Below are 16,394 nucleotides of genomic sequence, written 5' to 3'. Positions count from 1 at the left end.
GTTATGGCTCGTGTTCTAACCTTCCTGTTCTTTTGGGCGGAAGAAGGAGAGAAACAAAATGCAAATAAAAATTTTAGCAACAAGTGATATGCATGGGTACATTATGCCAACAAGTTATAGTGAAAAAAAGATGGATTTGCCTTTTGGAACCGCAAAAGCAGCAACCATGCTGAAAAAGTTACGTGCGTCTGCCAAAGGACCAGTTTTTCAAATTGAAAATGGGGATTTTATTCAAGGTTCGCCGCTTAGTTACTACGTAAGAAAAGCAGAAACACATTCAGTGGAAGCCATCACTAAAATCATTAATCAAATGAATTATGATGTTAGCATTTTAGGTAACCACGAATTTAATTACGGTTTAGATTATTTAAAGGAAACAATTGCCAGTTATCAACAGCCAGTTTTAGCTGCCAATATTCTTGGTAAAGATGGACAACCTTATTTCGGTCAGCCGTATGTCATCATAGAAAAACAAGGGGTTAAAGTAGCCATTCTTGGCGTGACGACCCAATATATTCCTCATTGGGAACAGCCGGCAACAGTCAAAGATTTAACGTTTAAAAGTGTCGTTGAAACAGCGGCGGAATACGTGCCAAAACTGCGGGAAGAAGCGGATCTAGTTGTTGTCGCTTACCATGGCGGTTTTGAAAAAGATTTAGAAACAGGGGAACCCACGGAATTACTAACAGGAGAAAATGAAGGCTACGATTTATTGGAAAAAGTTCCTGGGATTGATGCCTTAGTCACTGGTCACCAACATCGAGAAATTGCTACAAAACTGAATGGAATACCTGTGATTCAACCAGGTTTTCGAGGAGCTTTCGTTGGAGAAATTACTTTAGAAATTGAACCTATGGCTAAAGGCTATCACGTTATTGGAAGTGACGCAGCTATTCATCCTGTTGGAAACGAACAACCAGATGCAGAAGTTTTATCTTTGACAACAGCGTTACATGACGAGGTAGAAGAGTGGCTTGACCAACCAGTGGGAAATGTGGAAGGGGATATGACGATTCAAAATCCGAATGCCGTACGCCTCAAAGAACATCCATATATAGAATTTATTAATAACGTCCAAATGGCTTCAAGCGGAACGGATATTTCAGGGACTGCACTTTTTAACAATGAAGGCAAAGGGTTTAATAACCAAATTACGATGCGCGATATCATTACCAACTATATTTATCCAAATACCTTGGCTGTATTGCGTGTCACTGGACAAGACCTCCGTGAAGCGTTAGAACAAAGCGCTACTTATTTTGTGTTAGAAAAAGGCCAACCAATTTTCAACCCGAAATATGTCGATCCAAAACCACAATACTATAATTATGATATGTATGAAGGCATTGAGTATACGCTTGATTTAAGACAACCGTTTGGTGAAAGAGTGACGAAACTTAATTATCATGGCAAAGCAGTGCAAGCAGAAGATGTTTTGGAAATCGTGACAAATCAATACCGAGCAGTCGGTGGCGGAAACTATCAAATGTTCCAACCTGAAAAAATTATTCGAGAAATTCAAATTGATATGACGGAACTGATTGCAGAATATTTGAAAAAACATCCAATCATTCAAGCGTCGACAAATGATAACTTCAAGGTTATCTGGTAAAAAATAGCAAAAAAAGCCTTCAACCATGCAATTACTTGAAAGATGGTTGAAGGCCTTTTTTGAGTTAATAGCCTTTTTTTAAGGAAACTTGGTTTTTGACGAGGGTTTGATCTGTCACAAATTGATTTAAGTTTGGAATAAAAATCGCCAGTAATTTTGATTTGAACTTCGGTGTCATGCCAGAAATATGAGGTGTTAATAAAACATTCTGCATCTCCCATAAAGGGCTATCTTCGGGAAGAGGTTCTTCTTCAAAGACATCTAAGGCAGCAAAAGCAATGGTTTTATTGTTTAAGGCAGTTATCAAATCGTTCGTTGCTACTGAGGCGCCGCGACCAACATTTACGAAAATTGTTTCAGGAGCCATTTTTTCAAAAAGTGCCTGATTGTATAAATGTTTTGTTGTTTCAGTCAAAGGAAGAATGTTCACAACAATGGACATTTCATGGATAATTTTACTCATATTCTTCTGTGAATAGCATTCAATGAAGCCTTCCGTCACATGTCCAGAGGTATTCACGCCATAAACTTGAAGATTTAAACCTTTAGCAAATTTAGCTAATTGTTGTCCGATTTGCCCGGTGCCTACGATTAACATTTTTTGCCCAGAAAGTTGTTGATAGGAAGGGGCTGTTTGATTCCATGTGTGTTGCATTTGTTGTTGGATACTTTCTTGCAGTCCGCGGGTATGTGCTAATAAAACGCCTAAAACATGTTCTGAGATAGAAACACTATGGATTCCGCTACCATTAGACAACAGAATGCCTTTTTCTCTTAATTTATCAAAATCCATATAATCAGCACCAGCAGAAATGAGCTGAATCCATTTTAGGTGACTAGTCTCAGAGGCTAATAAACGCGGACCAATTTCTTTATGCCAGCCTAACATAATTTCGATTGCCTCTTCTTCAGCAGAGGATAAATGATCGGTAGATGTTTTAACTAGATAATTGGGTGCCACAGCTTTCACTTGTTCCAGTTGTTCTTCGTTGAATACTTCATTTAAATAAATAATTGGTTGGTTCATCTTTCTTCCTCCTAGCACTTTTTATTGTATCAAAAATAAATTTAAAAGAGAAAAAGAAAGGCTTTTCAGTAAAGCAGAAAACCAAGGACAAAAATCCGATTTAGATTTTTGTCCTTGGTTTAAAAACTGCTAAAGTCCAGTGCTAACCTTATTTAGGTACGCCGTTTTCAAATAAACTTGTACTATGAACTGGTTGACGTCGAGCATCGGGCCGTAAGTAATGTAAAGCATTATTTACGGCAGTAGGTGCCTCACCAAAGCCTGTAGCGATTAATTTCACTTTTCCCTCATAGGAACAGATATCCCCTACAGCGTATACACCAGGAATGTTAGTTGACATATCGGAATGAACATTAATAGCATTTCTAGAAACGTCTAATCCCCATTCTTTGAGGTGTGTTAAAGAAGAAGTGAAGCCATAATTGATAATTAAATCATCCAGAGGGAGATCCAATGTTTGGTCACCTTTTGTCTCCGTTAATTGGATGCCTGTGAACGTTTCATTTTCCTTTAAAATATCACTAATGATATAAGGAGTTCTGATAGAAACACTAGATTTTTCCAGTTGTTCCACGCTATGTTCGTGGCCGCGAAATTGTGGGCGACGATGGATAATAGATACTTCTTCTGCGACGTTTTCTAGCATTAAAGCCCAGTCAATTGCGGAATCGCCGCCACCAGCAATCGCAACTTTTTTGCCAGCGAATTTTTTCATGTCAGTCACATAATAATGGATTGACTCACCTTCAAAGGCTTCAACATTTTCGATAGCTAAACGTCGAGGTTGGAAAGCACCGTTACCAATCGCAAAGATAACCGTTTTAGAATAATGTGTGCCTTTAGTTGTGTCTAAGCGCAGAAGTCCATCTGCTTCCTGTGCAAGGTGTGTGACCTCTTCTTCCAAACAAACATCGTGCTGAAATGGCTGCATCTGTTTTTCCAAATTGGCAATTAACTCACCGGCTTTAATAGCAGGGAATCCAGGAATATCATAAATATATTTTTCGGGATACAGCATTGTTAGCTGACCACCTAATTGCGGCAGGCTATCAATGATTTTCGTTTTCGCTTTACGAATTCCCGCATAAAAAGCGGCAAATAATCCAACAGGACCGCCGCCGATAATCGTTAAATCATAAATATCTTTTTCATCAGACATTTGAAAATTCCTCCTAATTCATTTAGGGTTGAGACAACTATTGATCGTTTTGCGAACACTTCACAAAATAGCACGGCTTTTCGAAAAAAGCAAGTTTGGCTAACGAATCAAAGCATTCTTTAATCATTGGAAAAAGATCATAGCAATTTTCAGCATTTTTCGATATGATGGAACTATAAAATAATTATCTAGGAGGACATTCTCATGTCACAATTTCCACAATTAGATTTAGAAAATGCTAAAGGCCCAAAAGCGGTCATTAAAACAAACCGAGGCGACATCACTGTTCAATTATTCCCAGAACAAGCGCCTAAAACGGTTAAAAATTTTGTTGAATTAGCGAAAAAGGGCTACTATGATGGCGTTATTTTCCATCGTGTGATTCCTGATTTTATGATTCAAGGCGGTGACCCAACCGGAACAGGAATGGGCGGCGAAAGTATTTATGGAGAAGCATTTGAGGATGAATTTTCTCGGGATGTTTTCAATTTGCGTGGCGCATTGTCAATGGCAAATGCTGGTCCTAACACAAATGGTAGCCAATTCTTTGTTGTTACTAATCAAAATGTTCCAGCTCAAATGATGAGTCAGTTAGAAGACGCTGGTTTTCCAGAAGAAATTATTGAAGCTTACAAACAAGGCGGAACACCTTGGTTAGACTTCCGTCATACTGTTTTTGGTCATGTTGTGGATGGTATGGATGTAGTGGATGAAATTGGTGGAGTCCAACGGGATGCCCAAGACCGTCCAACATTTGACGTCGTGATGGACACAGTTGAAATCATTGGTGAATAAGTTTAACCAATTGAAAAAGAGAGTACCAACGAGGGACAAATTCGTTGGTACTCTTTATTTTTTTCTTAAAACGACTAACTTTTTTTTAAAAGCATCCAAATCGCTTCTTTTAATGAAGTCTTTATAGGATACTGAGTTAAAGAATAGAAGGAGAGGAAGCAAATTTGTTAGAAAAATACAGATATCCAATGGCCTTGGCTTTGTTTGCAGTAATACTCCCATTTATAGGAACATTTTTTACGTATGTAGATCAGCAAGGAATCGTTCATGAACCAGGATTTTATACAATCATAATTGGAGAAATTTTACTTCTATTTTCAGGTATCTGGTTCGTCAGAGTTTATTTAGCTAAACGCAAAAGAAAGAATTAAAAACAGCTGTCCTAAAAACTAGGACAGCTGTTTTTAATTAAAGGCTTTTTTGATACGTAAAAGGCCTTCTTCGAGAGTTTCTTTTGAACAAGCTAAGTTTAAACGCATGTGTTGAGAACCTTGGGGACCAAAACTAATTCCTGGATTTAGAACCACTTTCCCCTTATGAATTAAGGTATCGCGAAGTTCCCGATCCGTTAGCGAATAAGAACTAAAGTCTAACCATAAAAGATAGGTTCCTTCAGGCTCCATTACACGAACGCTAGGCAGCTCTTCACGGAAAAAAGAAAGGGCAAAAGCAATATTTTCTTTTAAATAATCAAGTAACGCCGTTAGCCATTCTTCCCCTGTTTGATAGGCAGCTGCCGTTCCAACGTAGCCAAAAGTATTGATACCGCCTTGATGATTTTTGTCTTGTAAAGATACGAAAGATTGCCGTAGTTTTTCATTAGGAATGAACAGCATTGAATTTTTAATCCCCGCTAAGTTAAAGGTTTTCGTTGCCGCGGTTAAGGTAACAGTGAATTCCTTAAACGCTTCATCAGCGACAGTGAAGGAAGTGAAGGTATGCGGTTTGAAAATCAAATCCTGATGAATTTCATCGCTAACCACAGTTACTTGGTGTTTTTGGCATAAACGGCCAATTGCTAGCAATTCTTCTTTTGTCCAAACACGTCCACCAGGATTATGGGGATTACAAAAAAGTAACAGTTTCACCTTTTCTTCGATTATCTGTTGTTCCATTTTAACCAAATCAACCTCATAATGTCCGTTAACTTCTAGCAAAGAATGGCGCACAAGTCTACGCTCATTTTGTTTTACCACATCTGCAAAAGGGGGGTAGACTGGATCACAAATCATGACAGAATCCGCAGGTGCTGTATACGCTTGAACGGCTGTGGCCAAACTGGGTACCACGCCACTATTAAACAAAATTTCTTCTTTTTCAACAATCAATTGATGGTGTTGCCGTTGCCAATCTTGAATTGCTTGATACAGTTCATTAGGTGCCACTGCATATCCTAGAATACCCTGTTCAATAACTTGTGACAAAGCATCAAGAATAGGCTGATGCACTTTGAAATCCATATCAGCAACCCATAAAGGTAGTAAATCTTTTTCGTGGTAACTCGTTTCAACGGTGTCCCATTTAACACAATTCGTGTGGCGACGATCAATGGTTTCATTAAAATTAAACATAAGATAACTCCTTTTCTTCTATATAAAGTCTTACTTCCTATAGTATAGTAGATTTTGCTTAAAAGATGAAACAATAGTTTTAACAACTAGGGAAGAAATAATGCACAAACGTTGAAAAAATGCTATTATTTTAAATGAGTAGAAACGGAAAAAGAAATTTATCGTATGAAAAGAGGAAATTTGATGAAGTACAAAATTGGTATGGTACTTTCTGGCACAATTACCGGACTTCAACCATATGGCGCATTTGTTTCTTTAGACGAAGAAACACAGGGACTGATTCATGTTTCGGAAGTACAAGCTGGCTTTACCAAAAATATCCATGGACTCTTAACCGTTGGACAAAAAGTAACCGTTCAAGTTATTGATGTTGATGAATATTCTCAAAAGATTAGCTTATCTTTACGGACCCTTGAAGACAAAGTTCATTCAGTGAACCATCGACGCAAAAAATATTTTACGGATAAGAATAAAAAAATTGGCTTTGCAACCTTAGACAAAGAACTTCCAGAATGGATTGATGAAGCAATGGATAAGTTGCTTGAAAAATAATTCTGTATTTTTTCAGAAAGTGTGTTACAATTTCTTTTGTTAGTGAATCTAAAAATTAATTGAGGTGGATGTCGTGTCTAACAAAAAAGTCGCTGGAACAATCATACTGAACTTAAACGATGGTAGTAAAAAATTTTTGATGCATCCAATAGGTGAAGCGATTGAGTTTGCGATGGCAAAAGTTTCTGATGAGATGACGGGTTTAGCTAGTATGCTACAATGGTTCAAAGAAGAGGTTCAATTGGACGTTACTTCAATTAGCTTAGTAGAATTAACTAACGCGCATATCAATAAAGAAAATGTTCCGCTGTTTGTCTTCGAGATGGATGAACAAGCACTTAAAAATGAAATGGATAAAGACTATACATGGGTAGCACCTGCAGAATTAAAAACGATTTGGTCGAAATATCATATTGAAGGTGTCCCAATGTTTTAAACAAAAAAGAAAGAATCTGTCGATAATCGAACAGATTCTTTCTTTTTTTTTGTTGTACGTAAAAAAGTTAATCGAACTATTTCGAATATATGATTCAAATTGTTCGATTTTTAGTAAGGAATCAAACTGTTTTGATAGACAATTAGGATTTAAAAAATTTAAAAACGAAATAATTGAAAAGAATGAAAACAGATTGAAAACTTCTTTTGATTTTTTTGAAAAAAAGTGTTGACCAAACATAAAAATCTTGGTATATTATTACATGTCGCAAGGCGAGTCACACAGCTGAGCGATTCAGAAATCAATAATTAAATAACAATTCTTGATTTCAAATCTCTCGAAAAAAGTTTGAAAAAACAACAAAAAAAGTTGTTGACAAATAACAAGCGAGATGATAAGATATAGAAGTTGTCACAACAGACAACAATAACCGAGCAAAACAACTTAAAAAAACTTTTAAAAAAGTTCTTGACATTCAAACGAAAGTTTGTTATGATGTGAAAGTTGCTGCGAGGTAACGTAGACCTTTGAAAACTGAACAAAGAATAGACGAACCAAATGTGTAGGGCGTCTTGATTCAATTCAAGACAACAAACATTTTTAACAAGCAAGCAATATGCTAGCAAACAAATTGAGCTTAACAATCGCAAGATTGTTCTAACTTTTATTATGAGAGTTTGATCCTGGCTCAGGACGAACGCTGGCGGCGTGCCTAATACATGCAAGTCGAACGCTTCTTTCCTCCCGAGTGCTTGCACTCAATTGGAAAGAGGAGTGGCGGACGGGTGAGTAACACGTGGGTAACCTACCCATCAGAGGGGGATAACACTTGGAAACAGGTGCTAATACCGCATAACAGTTTATGCCGCATGGCATAAGAGTGAAAGGCGCTTTCGGGTGTCGCTGATGGATGGACCCGCGGTGCATTAGCTAGTTGGTGAGGTAACGGCTCACCAAGGCCACGATGCATAGCCGACCTGAGAGGGTGATCGGCCACACTGGGACTGAGACACGGCCCAGACTCCTACGGGAGGCAGCAGTAGGGAATCTTCGGCAATGGACGAAAGTCTGACCGAGCAACGCCGCGTGAGTGAAGAAGGTTTTCGGATCGTAAAACTCTGTTGTTAGAGAAGAACAAGGACGTTAGTAACTGAACGTCCCCTGACGGTATCTAACCAGAAAGCCACGGCTAACTACGTGCCAGCAGCCGCGGTAATACGTAGGTGGCAAGCGTTGTCCGGATTTATTGGGCGTAAAGCGAGCGCAGGCGGTTTCTTAAGTCTGATGTGAAAGCCCCCGGCTCAACCGGGGAGGGTCATTGGAAACTGGGAGACTTGAGTGCAGAAGAGGAGAGTGGAATTCCATGTGTAGCGGTGAAATGCGTAGATATATGGAGGAACACCAGTGGCGAAGGCGGCTCTCTGGTCTGTAACTGACGCTGAGGCTCGAAAGCGTGGGGAGCAAACAGGATTAGATACCCTGGTAGTCCACGCCGTAAACGATGAGTGCTAAGTGTTGGAGGGTTTCCGCCCTTCAGTGCTGCAGCAAACGCATTAAGCACTCCGCCTGGGGAGTACGACCGCAAGGTTGAAACTCAAAGGAATTGACGGGGGCCCGCACAAGCGGTGGAGCATGTGGTTTAATTCGAAGCAACGCGAAGAACCTTACCAGGTCTTGACATCCTTTGACCACTCTAGAGATAGAGCTTTCCCTTCGGGGACAAAGTGACAGGTGGTGCATGGTTGTCGTCAGCTCGTGTCGTGAGATGTTGGGTTAAGTCCCGCAACGAGCGCAACCCTTATTGTTAGTTGCCATCATTTAGTTGGGCACTCTAGCGAGACTGCCGGTGACAAACCGGAGGAAGGTGGGGATGACGTCAAATCATCATGCCCCTTATGACCTGGGCTACACACGTGCTACAATGGGAAGTACAACGAGTCGCTAGACCGCGAGGTCATGCAAATCTCTTAAAGCTTCTCTCAGTTCGGATTGCAGGCTGCAACTCGCCTGCATGAAGCCGGAATCGCTAGTAATCGCGGATCAGCACGCCGCGGTGAATACGTTCCCGGGCCTTGTACACACCGCCCGTCACACCACGAGAGTTTGTAACACCCGAAGTCGGTGAGGTAACCTTTTTGGAGCCAGCCGCCTAAGGTGGGATAGATGATTGGGGTGAAGTCGTAACAAGGTAGCCGTATCGGAAGGTGCGGCTGGATCACCTCCTTTCTAAGGAATATTACGGAAATACACATTTCGTCTTTACTTTGTTCAGTTTTGAGAGGTCTACTCTTAATCAAATAAGTTCGGGGCCTTAGCTCAGCTGGGAGAGCGCCTGCTTTGCACGCAGGAGGTCAGCGGTTCGATCCCGCTAGGCTCCATTGATAGCTTTTGCTATCAGATTCGTTCATTGAAAACTGGATATTGAAGTAAAAAGAATCAAAACAAACCGAGAACACCGCGTTGAATGAGTTTTTTAATAAGTTCAATTGCTTATTTATTGATTAACCTTCTATCGCTAGAAGAAGTGATCAAGACCCAACCGCAAGGTTGATAAGGTTAAGTGAATAAGGGCGCACGGTGGATGCCTTGGCACTAGGAGCCGATGAAGGACGGGACTAACACCGATATGCTTTGGGGAGCTGTAAGTAAGCTATGATCCAGAGATTTCCGAATGGGGGAACCCAATATCTTTTATAGGATATTACTTTTCAGTGAATACATAGCTGATTAGAGGTAGACGCAGAGAACTGAAACATCTTAGTACCTGCAGGAAGAGAAAGAAAATTCGATTCCCTGAGTAGCGGCGAGCGAAACGGGAAGAGCCCAAACCAACAAGCTTGCTTGTTGGGGTTGTAGGACTCCAATATGGTAGTCTGTTAGTATAGTTGAAGGATTTGGAAAATTCCGCTAAAGAGGGTGAAAGCCCCGTAGACGAAATGCTGACAACACCTAGGAGGATCCTGAGTACGGCGGAACACGAGAAATTCCGTCGGAATCCGCGGGGACCATCCCGCAAGGCTAAATACTCCCTAGTGACCGATAGTGAACCAGTACCGTGAGGGAAAGGTGAAAAGCACCCCGGAAGGGGAGTGAAATAGATCCTGAAACCGTGTGCCTACAACAAGTCAAAGCTCGTTAATGAGTGATGGCGTGCCTTTTGTAGAATGAACCGGCGAGTTACGATTGCATGCGAGGTTAAGTCGAAGAGACGGAGCCGCAGCGAAAGCGAGTCTGAATAGGGCGAATGAGTATGTAGTCGTAGACCCGAAACCATGTGATCTACCCATGTCCAGGTTGAAGGTGCGGTAAAACGCACTGGAGGACCGAACCCACGTACGTTGAAAAGTGCGGGGATGAGGTGTGGGTAGCGGAGAAATTCCAAACGAACTTGGAGATAGCTGGTTCTCTCCGAAATAGCTTTAGGGCTAGCCTCGGAATTGAGAATGATGGAGGTAGAGCACTGTTTGGACTAGGGGCCCATCTCGGGTTACCGAATTCAGATAAACTCCGAATGCCATTCATTTATATCCGGGAGTCAGACTGCGAGTGATAAGATCCGTAGTCGAAAGGGAAACAGCCCAGACCACCAGCTAAGGTCCCAAAATATATGTTAAGTGGAAAAGGATGTGGGGTTGCACAGACAACTAGGATGTTGGCTTAGAAGCAGCCACCATTTAAAGAGTGCGTAATAGCTCACTAGTCGAGTGACCCTGCGCCGAAAATGTACCGGGGCTAAACATATTACCGAAGCTGTGGACTACACCATTAGGTGTAGTGGTAGGAGAGCGTTCTAAGGGCGTTGAAGGTCGATCGTGAGGACGGCTGGAGCGCTTAGAAGTGAGAATGCCGGTATGAGTAGCGAAAGACAGGTGAGAATCCTGTCCACCGTATGACTAAGGTTTCCTGGGGAAGGCTCGTCCGCCCAGGGTTAGTCGGGACCTAAGCCGAGGCCGATAGGCGTAGGCGATGGACAACAGGTTGATATTCCTGTACCAGTTGTTTTTGTTTGAGCAATGGAGGGACGCAGTAGGCTAAGGAATGCATGCGATTGGAAGTGCATGTCCAAGCAATGAGTCTTGAGTAGAGTTAAATGCTTTACTCTTTAAGGACAAGTTGTGACGGGGAGCGAAATAATAGTAGCGAAGTTCCTGATGTCACACTGCCAAGAAAAGCTTCTAGTGAGAAAACAACTGCCCGTACCGTAAACCGACACAGGTAGTCGAGGAGAGTATCCTAAGGTGAGCGAGCGAACTCTCGTTAAGGAACTCGGCAAAATGACCCCGTAACTTCGGGAGAAGGGGTGCTGACTTCGGTCAGCCGCAGTGAATAGGCCCAAGCGACTGTTTATCAAAAACACAGGTCTCTGCAAAATCGTAAGATGAAGTATAGGGGCTGACGCCTGCCCGGTGCTGGAAGGTTAAGAGGATGGGTTAGCTTCGGCGAAGCTCAGAATTGAAGCCCCAGTAAACGGCGGCCGTAACTATAACGGTCCTAAGGTAGCGAAATTCCTTGTCGGGTAAGTTCCGACCCGCACGAAAGGCGTAACGATTTGGGCACTGTCTCAACGAGAGACTCGGTGAAATTTTAGTACCTGTGAAGATGCAGGTTACCCGCGACAGGACGGAAAGACCCCATGGAGCTTTACTGTAGTTTGATATTGAGTGTTTGTACCACATGTACAGGATAGGTAGGAGCCGATGAGACCGGAACGCTAGTTTCGGAGGAGGCGCTGGTGGGATACTACCCTTGTGTTATGAACCCTCTAACCCGCACCACTAATCGTGGTGGGAGACAGTGTCAGATGGGCAGTTTGACTGGGGCGGTCGCCTCCTAAAAGGTAACGGAGGCGCCCAAAGGTTCCCTCAGAATGGTTGGAAATCATTCGAAGAGTGTAAAGGCAGAAGGGAGCTTGACTGCGAGACCTACAAGTCGAGCAGGGACGAAAGTTGGGCTTAGTGATCCGGTGGTTCCGCATGGAAGGGCCATCGCTCAACGGATAAAAGCTACCCTGGGGATAACAGGCTTATCTCCCCCAAGAGTCCACATCGACGGGGAGGTTTGGCACCTCGATGTCGGCTCGTCGCATCCTGGGGCTGTAGTCGGTCCCAAGGGTTGGGCTGTTCGCCCATTAAAGCGGCACGCGAGCTGGGTTCAGAACGTCGTGAGACAGTTCGGTCCCTATCCGTCGCGGGCGTTGGAAATTTGAGAGGAGCTGTCCTTAGTACGAGAGGACCGGGATGGACTTACCGCTGGTGTACCAGTTGTTCTGCCAAGGGCATTGCTGGGTAGCTATGTAGGGAAGGGATAAACGCTGAAAGCATCTAAGTGTGAAGCCCACCTCAAGATGAGATTTCCCATTTCTTTAAGAAAGTAAGACCCCTGAGAGATGATCAGGTAGATAGGTTGGAAGTGGAAGGCTAGTGATAGTTGGAGCGGACCAATACTAATCGGTCGAGGACTTAACCAAAGAATGGATAAGTAAAAGCAACTTGGTTATTTTGATTCAAACTTCAATCCAGTTTTGAGTGAATGAAGATTCAACTCAATAAGAAACAACACCCAGTGTGGTGGCGATAGCGAGAAGGATACACCTGTTCCCATGCCGAACACAGAAGTTAAGCTTCTTAGCGCCGATTGTAGTGAAGGGTTTCCCTTTGTGAGAGTAGGACGTCGCCACGCGATTATTCCGGCATAGCTCAGTTGGTAGTAGCGCATGACTGTTAATCATGATGTCGTAGGTTCGAGTCCTACTGCCGGAGTTGAGCAAAAGCAAAAACCAACTTGGTTTTTGCTTTTTTTGTTTTATTCACTATTTTTTGATAAGCTTGAAGAAGGGACCTTAAAAACATTTATAAGATTAAAAGGATCCTACCGAAGAATGAATACATCAAATTTTAGCTATGGTATAATGTGTTTATTATAGTTAGTAAAGCAGAAAAGGAGGAGCGGGTTTGAAAATATTGTTATATTTTGAAGGTGAGAAAATCTTAGCCAAATCAGGTATTGGTCGAGCATTAGATCACCAGAAACGAGCGCTCTCTGAAGTTGGAATAGAATATACATTAGATGCTGATTGCAGTGACTATGATATATTGCATATTAATACATATGGCATAAATAGCCATCGTATGGTCAGAAAAGCACGTAAACTAGGAAAAAAAGTTATTTATCATGCCCATTCGACAGAAGAAGATTTTCGTAATTCCTTTATTGGGTCTAATCAACTGGCACCATTAGTAAAAAAATATCTTATCAGTTTGTATTCCAAAGCGGATCATTTAATTACACCAACACCGTATTCTAAAACATTGCTAGAAGGATATGGCATTAAAGTGCCTATTTCGGCGATCTCAAATGGTATTGATTTATCACGCTTTTATCCTTCAGAAGAAAAGGAACAAAAATTCCGAGAATATTTTAAAATAGATGAAGAGAAAAAAGTAATTATTTGTGTGGGATTATTTTTTGAACGCAAAGGAATCACTGATTTTATTGAAGTTGCGCGACAGTTACCAGAGTATCAATTTATTTGGTTTGGTGATACACCAATGTATTCTATCCCAAAAAATATCCGACAATTAGTAAAAGAAGATCATCCAGAAAATGTTATTTTCCCAGGTTATATTAAAGGAGATGTCATCGAAGGGGCCTATGCGGCAGCGAATCTCTTCTTTTTCCCTTCTCGTGAAGAAACGGAAGGAATTGTTGTCTTAGAAGCATTAGCTAGTCAGCAACAAGTTTTAGTGCGTGATATTCCAGTTTACCAAGGCTGGCTAGTAGCTAATGAAAATTGTTATATGGGTCAGTCTATTGAAGAATTTAAAAAATATATTGAAGGCTTATTAGAAGGGAAAATACCTAGCACTAGAGAAACAGGCTATCAAGTAGCAGAGCAAAGAAGTATCAAGCAAATTGGTTACGAGTTAAAAGAAGTCTACGAAACAGTCTTATCTTAACAAATATTGAAGGCAGTTATTGTTAGATGAAATGGAGGTAATGAGAGTGAAAATTGGTTTTTTTACTGATACGTATTTCCCGCAAGTGAGTGGGGTAGCGACTTCTATTAAGACCTTAAAAGATGAATTAGAAAAGCACGGCCATGAAGTGTATATTTTTACGACAACCGATCCTAACGCGACTGATTTTGAAGAAGATGTCATACGAATGCCTAGTGTGCCATTCGTGTCTTTTAAAGATCGCCGAGTAGTGGTTCGCGGTATGTGGTATGCCTATTTAATTGCCAAAGAATTGGAATTAGATTTAATTCATACACATACTGAATTTGGTGCGGGTATTTTAGGGAAAATGGTTGGGAAAAAAATGAAAATCCCTGTCATCCATACGTATCATACGATGTATGAAGATTACTTACATTATATTGCTAAAGGAAAAGTTGTCCGTCCATCACATGTTAAATTCTTTTCAAGAGTGTTTACAAATCATACGACAGGTGTTGTTTGTCCCAGTGAACGTGTAATTGAAAAATTACGGGATTATGGAGTGACCGCACCAATGAGAATTATTCCAACAGGGATCGAAATTGATAAGTTTTTACGTCCCGATATTACTGAAGAAATGATCGCTGGAATGCGTCAACAATTAGGTATTGAAGAGCAACAGATTATGTTGTTATCGTTAAGTCGAATTTCTTATGAAAAAAATATTCAAGCAATTATTCAAGGGTTACCACAAATTATTGAAAAATTACCACAAACTCGTTTAGTAATAGTTGGAAATGGTCCCTATTTAGAGGATTTAAAAGAATTAGCAGAAGAACTAGAAGTCAGTGAATACGTTCAATTTACGGGTGAAGTGCCAAATGAAGAAGTCGCGATTTATTATAAAGCTGCTGACTATTTTGTCAGCGCCTCAACGTCAGAAACACAAGGCTTAACTTATACAGAAGCTATGGCTGCTGGCGTTCAATGTGTTGCAGAAGGGAACGCCTATTTAAATAATTTATTTGATCATGAAAGCTTAGGCAAAACTTTTAAGACAGACAGTGATTTTGCCCCAACATTGATTGACTATATACAAGCAAATATTAAAATGGACCAAACTATTTTAGATGAAAAATTATTTGAAATTTCTTCTACAAACTTTGGCAACAAAATGATTGAATTTTATCAAGACACATTGATTTACTTTGATCAACTTCAAATGGAAAAAGAAAATGCGGACTCAATAAAAAAAATTAAAGTAAAATTTACATCTTTAAGAAAATAAACTGCAAAACTTTCCTCCTTCGTTTATACTGAAGGAGGAAAGTTTTTTATTTTAAGAACGGAGGAAGCTACTATGTCTAAAATCGGCTTTATTGGAACGGGTGTCATGGGGAAATCAATTATTCGTAACATGATGAAAAACAATTTATCTGTCAATGTTTACAATCGAACAAAAAGTAAAACAGATGATTTAGTTGCTGAAGGAGCAGTTTGGTATGGTACGCCAAAAGCAATTGCGGAAGCGAGTGATATCATTTTTACAATGGTTGGCTTTCCTTCAGATGTTGAAGGCGTGTATTTTAATGAAACAGGGATTTTTCAAGCAGATCTTACAGGTAAAATAGTAGTAGATTTAACCACAAGTACGCCGACCTTGGCTGAAAAGATTGCCAAAAAAGCAGCAGAAGTGGGTGCTCATGCGTTGGATGCGCCAGTTTCTGGTGGTGACTTAGGTGCTAAAAATGGTACTTTAACAATTATGGTTGGTGGCGATCAAGAAAGTTATGAGACCGTCTTACCAATTTTCAAAACATTTGGTAAAACGTTTATGCTACACGGCTCAGCTGGAAAAGGGCAACATACTAAGATGGCGAATCAGTTAATGATTGCAGGCACAATGACCGGGTTGACTGAAATGCTCGTTTACGCAAATGCGACAGGATTAACTTTAGAAAAAGTTCTGGAAACAGTCGGTGGTGGTAGTGCTGCAAACTGGTCATTAAGTAATTATGGTCCGCGTATTTTAAAAGAAGATTATACGCCAGGCTTTTTTGTTAAACATTTTATCAAAGATTTAAAGATTGCGTTAGATGAAGCAAAAAAACTTGACCTTCCATTGCCAGCGACGCAAAAAGCGACAGAATTATATGAAAGCCTTGCAGATAAAGGGTTTGAAAATGATGGCACACAGGCCTTAATTAAGCTTTGGTGGACAGATGGCAAGCAACCAACGAATAAAAATTAAAGAACAACAAAAAAATCAAAAAAAATGACGAAAAATCATGCAAGTTAGGCAAT

At 40.8% G+C, this 16,394-nt stretch carries 12 protein-coding genes, 2 tRNA genes and 3 rRNA genes; 14 read left to right on the top strand and 3 right to left on the bottom strand.

Annotation, left to right across the window (positions count from 1 at the left end; translation table 11 throughout):
* Positions 1-58: 58 nt before the first annotated feature.
* On the top strand, positions 59-1,612 hold the full coding sequence (locus tag IGJ20_RS11370; protein WP_002385274.1) for a bifunctional metallophosphatase/5'-nucleotidase: 1,554 nt from the start codon (positions 59-61) through the stop codon (positions 1,610-1,612).
* Between the two features lie 64 nt (positions 1,613-1,676).
* Here IGJ20_RS11370 and IGJ20_RS11365 read toward each other — a convergent pair whose 3' ends face one another.
* Together IGJ20_RS11365 and IGJ20_RS11360 are read right to left on the bottom strand one after the other, a co-directional pair.
* Positions 1,677-2,639 carry a phosphoglycerate dehydrogenase gene (locus IGJ20_RS11365; protein ID WP_002380857.1) on the bottom strand — a complete coding sequence of 321 codons (963 nt, stop codon included), beginning with the start codon at positions 2,637-2,639 and terminating at the stop codon, positions 1,677-1,679.
* Between the two features lie 148 nt (positions 2,640-2,787).
* Positions 2,788-3,798, bottom strand: a complete 1,011-nt coding sequence (locus IGJ20_RS11360; RefSeq protein WP_002368301.1) for an NAD(P)/FAD-dependent oxidoreductase — start codon at positions 3,796-3,798, stop codon at positions 2,788-2,790.
* 204 nt (positions 3,799-4,002) lie between these two features.
* Between IGJ20_RS11360 and IGJ20_RS11355 the strand changes: the two genes are divergently transcribed.
* On the top strand, positions 4,003-4,593 hold the full coding sequence (locus IGJ20_RS11355; protein ID WP_002355150.1) for a peptidylprolyl isomerase: 591 nt from the start codon (positions 4,003-4,005) through the stop codon (positions 4,591-4,593).
* Between the two features lie 164 nt (positions 4,594-4,757).
* Entirely contained in the window at positions 4,758-4,964 is a 207-nt protein-coding gene (locus tag IGJ20_RS11350; protein WP_002355151.1) for a DUF3955 domain-containing protein, read from the top strand.
* A gap of 33 nt (positions 4,965-4,997) precedes the next feature.
* On the opposite strand, the gene IGJ20_RS11345 is transcribed toward IGJ20_RS11350, so the two are convergent.
* Entirely contained in the window at positions 4,998-6,164 is a 1,167-nt protein-coding gene (locus IGJ20_RS11345; protein WP_126254861.1) for a MalY/PatB family protein, read from the bottom strand.
* A gap of 183 nt (positions 6,165-6,347) precedes the next feature.
* Between IGJ20_RS11345 and IGJ20_RS11340 the strand changes: the two genes are divergently transcribed.
* From IGJ20_RS11340 to IGJ20_RS11290, 11 genes are all read left to right on the top strand, one after another.
* On the top strand, positions 6,348-6,716 hold the full coding sequence (locus IGJ20_RS11340; RefSeq protein ID WP_002365178.1) for a CvfD/Ygs/GSP13 family RNA-binding post-transcriptional regulator: 369 nt from the start codon (positions 6,348-6,350) through the stop codon (positions 6,714-6,716).
* Between the two features lie 64 nt (positions 6,717-6,780).
* On the top strand, positions 6,781-7,152 hold the full coding sequence (locus tag IGJ20_RS11335) for a hypothetical protein (protein WP_002385270.1): 372 nt from the start codon (positions 6,781-6,783) through the stop codon (positions 7,150-7,152).
* A complete protein-coding gene (locus tag IGJ20_RS11330; RefSeq protein WP_161970868.1) occupies positions 7,136-7,384 on the top strand; it encodes a hypothetical protein in 249 nt (82 codons plus the stop codon). The genes IGJ20_RS11335 and IGJ20_RS11330 overlap by 17 nt, the downstream gene beginning before the upstream one ends.
* Positions 7,385-7,817: 433 nt before the next feature.
* Positions 7,818-9,378 (top strand): 16S ribosomal RNA (locus IGJ20_RS11325).
* A 79-nt stretch (positions 9,379-9,457) separates the two neighbouring features.
* Positions 9,458-9,530, top strand: a tRNA-Ala gene (locus IGJ20_RS11320).
* A gap of 176 nt (positions 9,531-9,706) precedes the next feature.
* Positions 9,707-12,619, top strand: a 23S ribosomal RNA gene (locus IGJ20_RS11315).
* A 96-nt stretch (positions 12,620-12,715) separates the two neighbouring features.
* Positions 12,716-12,831 (top strand): 5S ribosomal RNA (gene rrf, locus IGJ20_RS11310).
* The 16S, 23S and 5S rRNA genes sit together here with 2 tRNA genes alongside, the layout of an rRNA operon.
* Before the next feature lie 6 nt (positions 12,832-12,837).
* Positions 12,838-12,911: transfer RNA gene (locus tag IGJ20_RS11305), tRNA-Asn, on the top strand.
* Positions 12,912-13,103: 192 nt separating this feature from the next.
* Positions 13,104-14,108 (top strand): cell wall glycolipid biosynthesis glucosyltransferase BgsA, encoded by a 1,005-nt coding sequence (gene bgsA / locus IGJ20_RS11300; protein ID WP_126254872.1) that lies wholly within the window; start codon positions 13,104-13,106, stop codon positions 14,106-14,108.
* A 46-nt stretch (positions 14,109-14,154) separates the two neighbouring features.
* Positions 14,155-15,378: a cell wall glycolipid biosynthesis glucosyltransferase BgsB gene (bgsB, locus tag IGJ20_RS11295; RefSeq protein WP_002389260.1), complete on the top strand. Its 1,224-nt coding sequence runs from the start codon at positions 14,155-14,157 to the stop codon at positions 15,376-15,378.
* 72 nt (positions 15,379-15,450) lie between these two features.
* A complete protein-coding gene (locus tag IGJ20_RS11290; RefSeq protein WP_126254871.1) occupies positions 15,451-16,341 on the top strand; it encodes an NAD(P)-dependent oxidoreductase in 891 nt (296 codons plus the stop codon).
* The last annotated feature ends 53 nt before the right edge of the window (positions 16,342-16,394 follow it).

The sequence above is a fragment of the Enterococcus sp. DIV0294 genome, from assembly GCF_050558155.1.
In the GTDB taxonomy this organism is placed as follows: domain Bacteria; phylum Bacillota; class Bacilli; order Lactobacillales; family Enterococcaceae; genus Enterococcus; species Enterococcus faecalis.
This window is presented reverse-complemented; position numbering and strand designations above follow the sequence as displayed.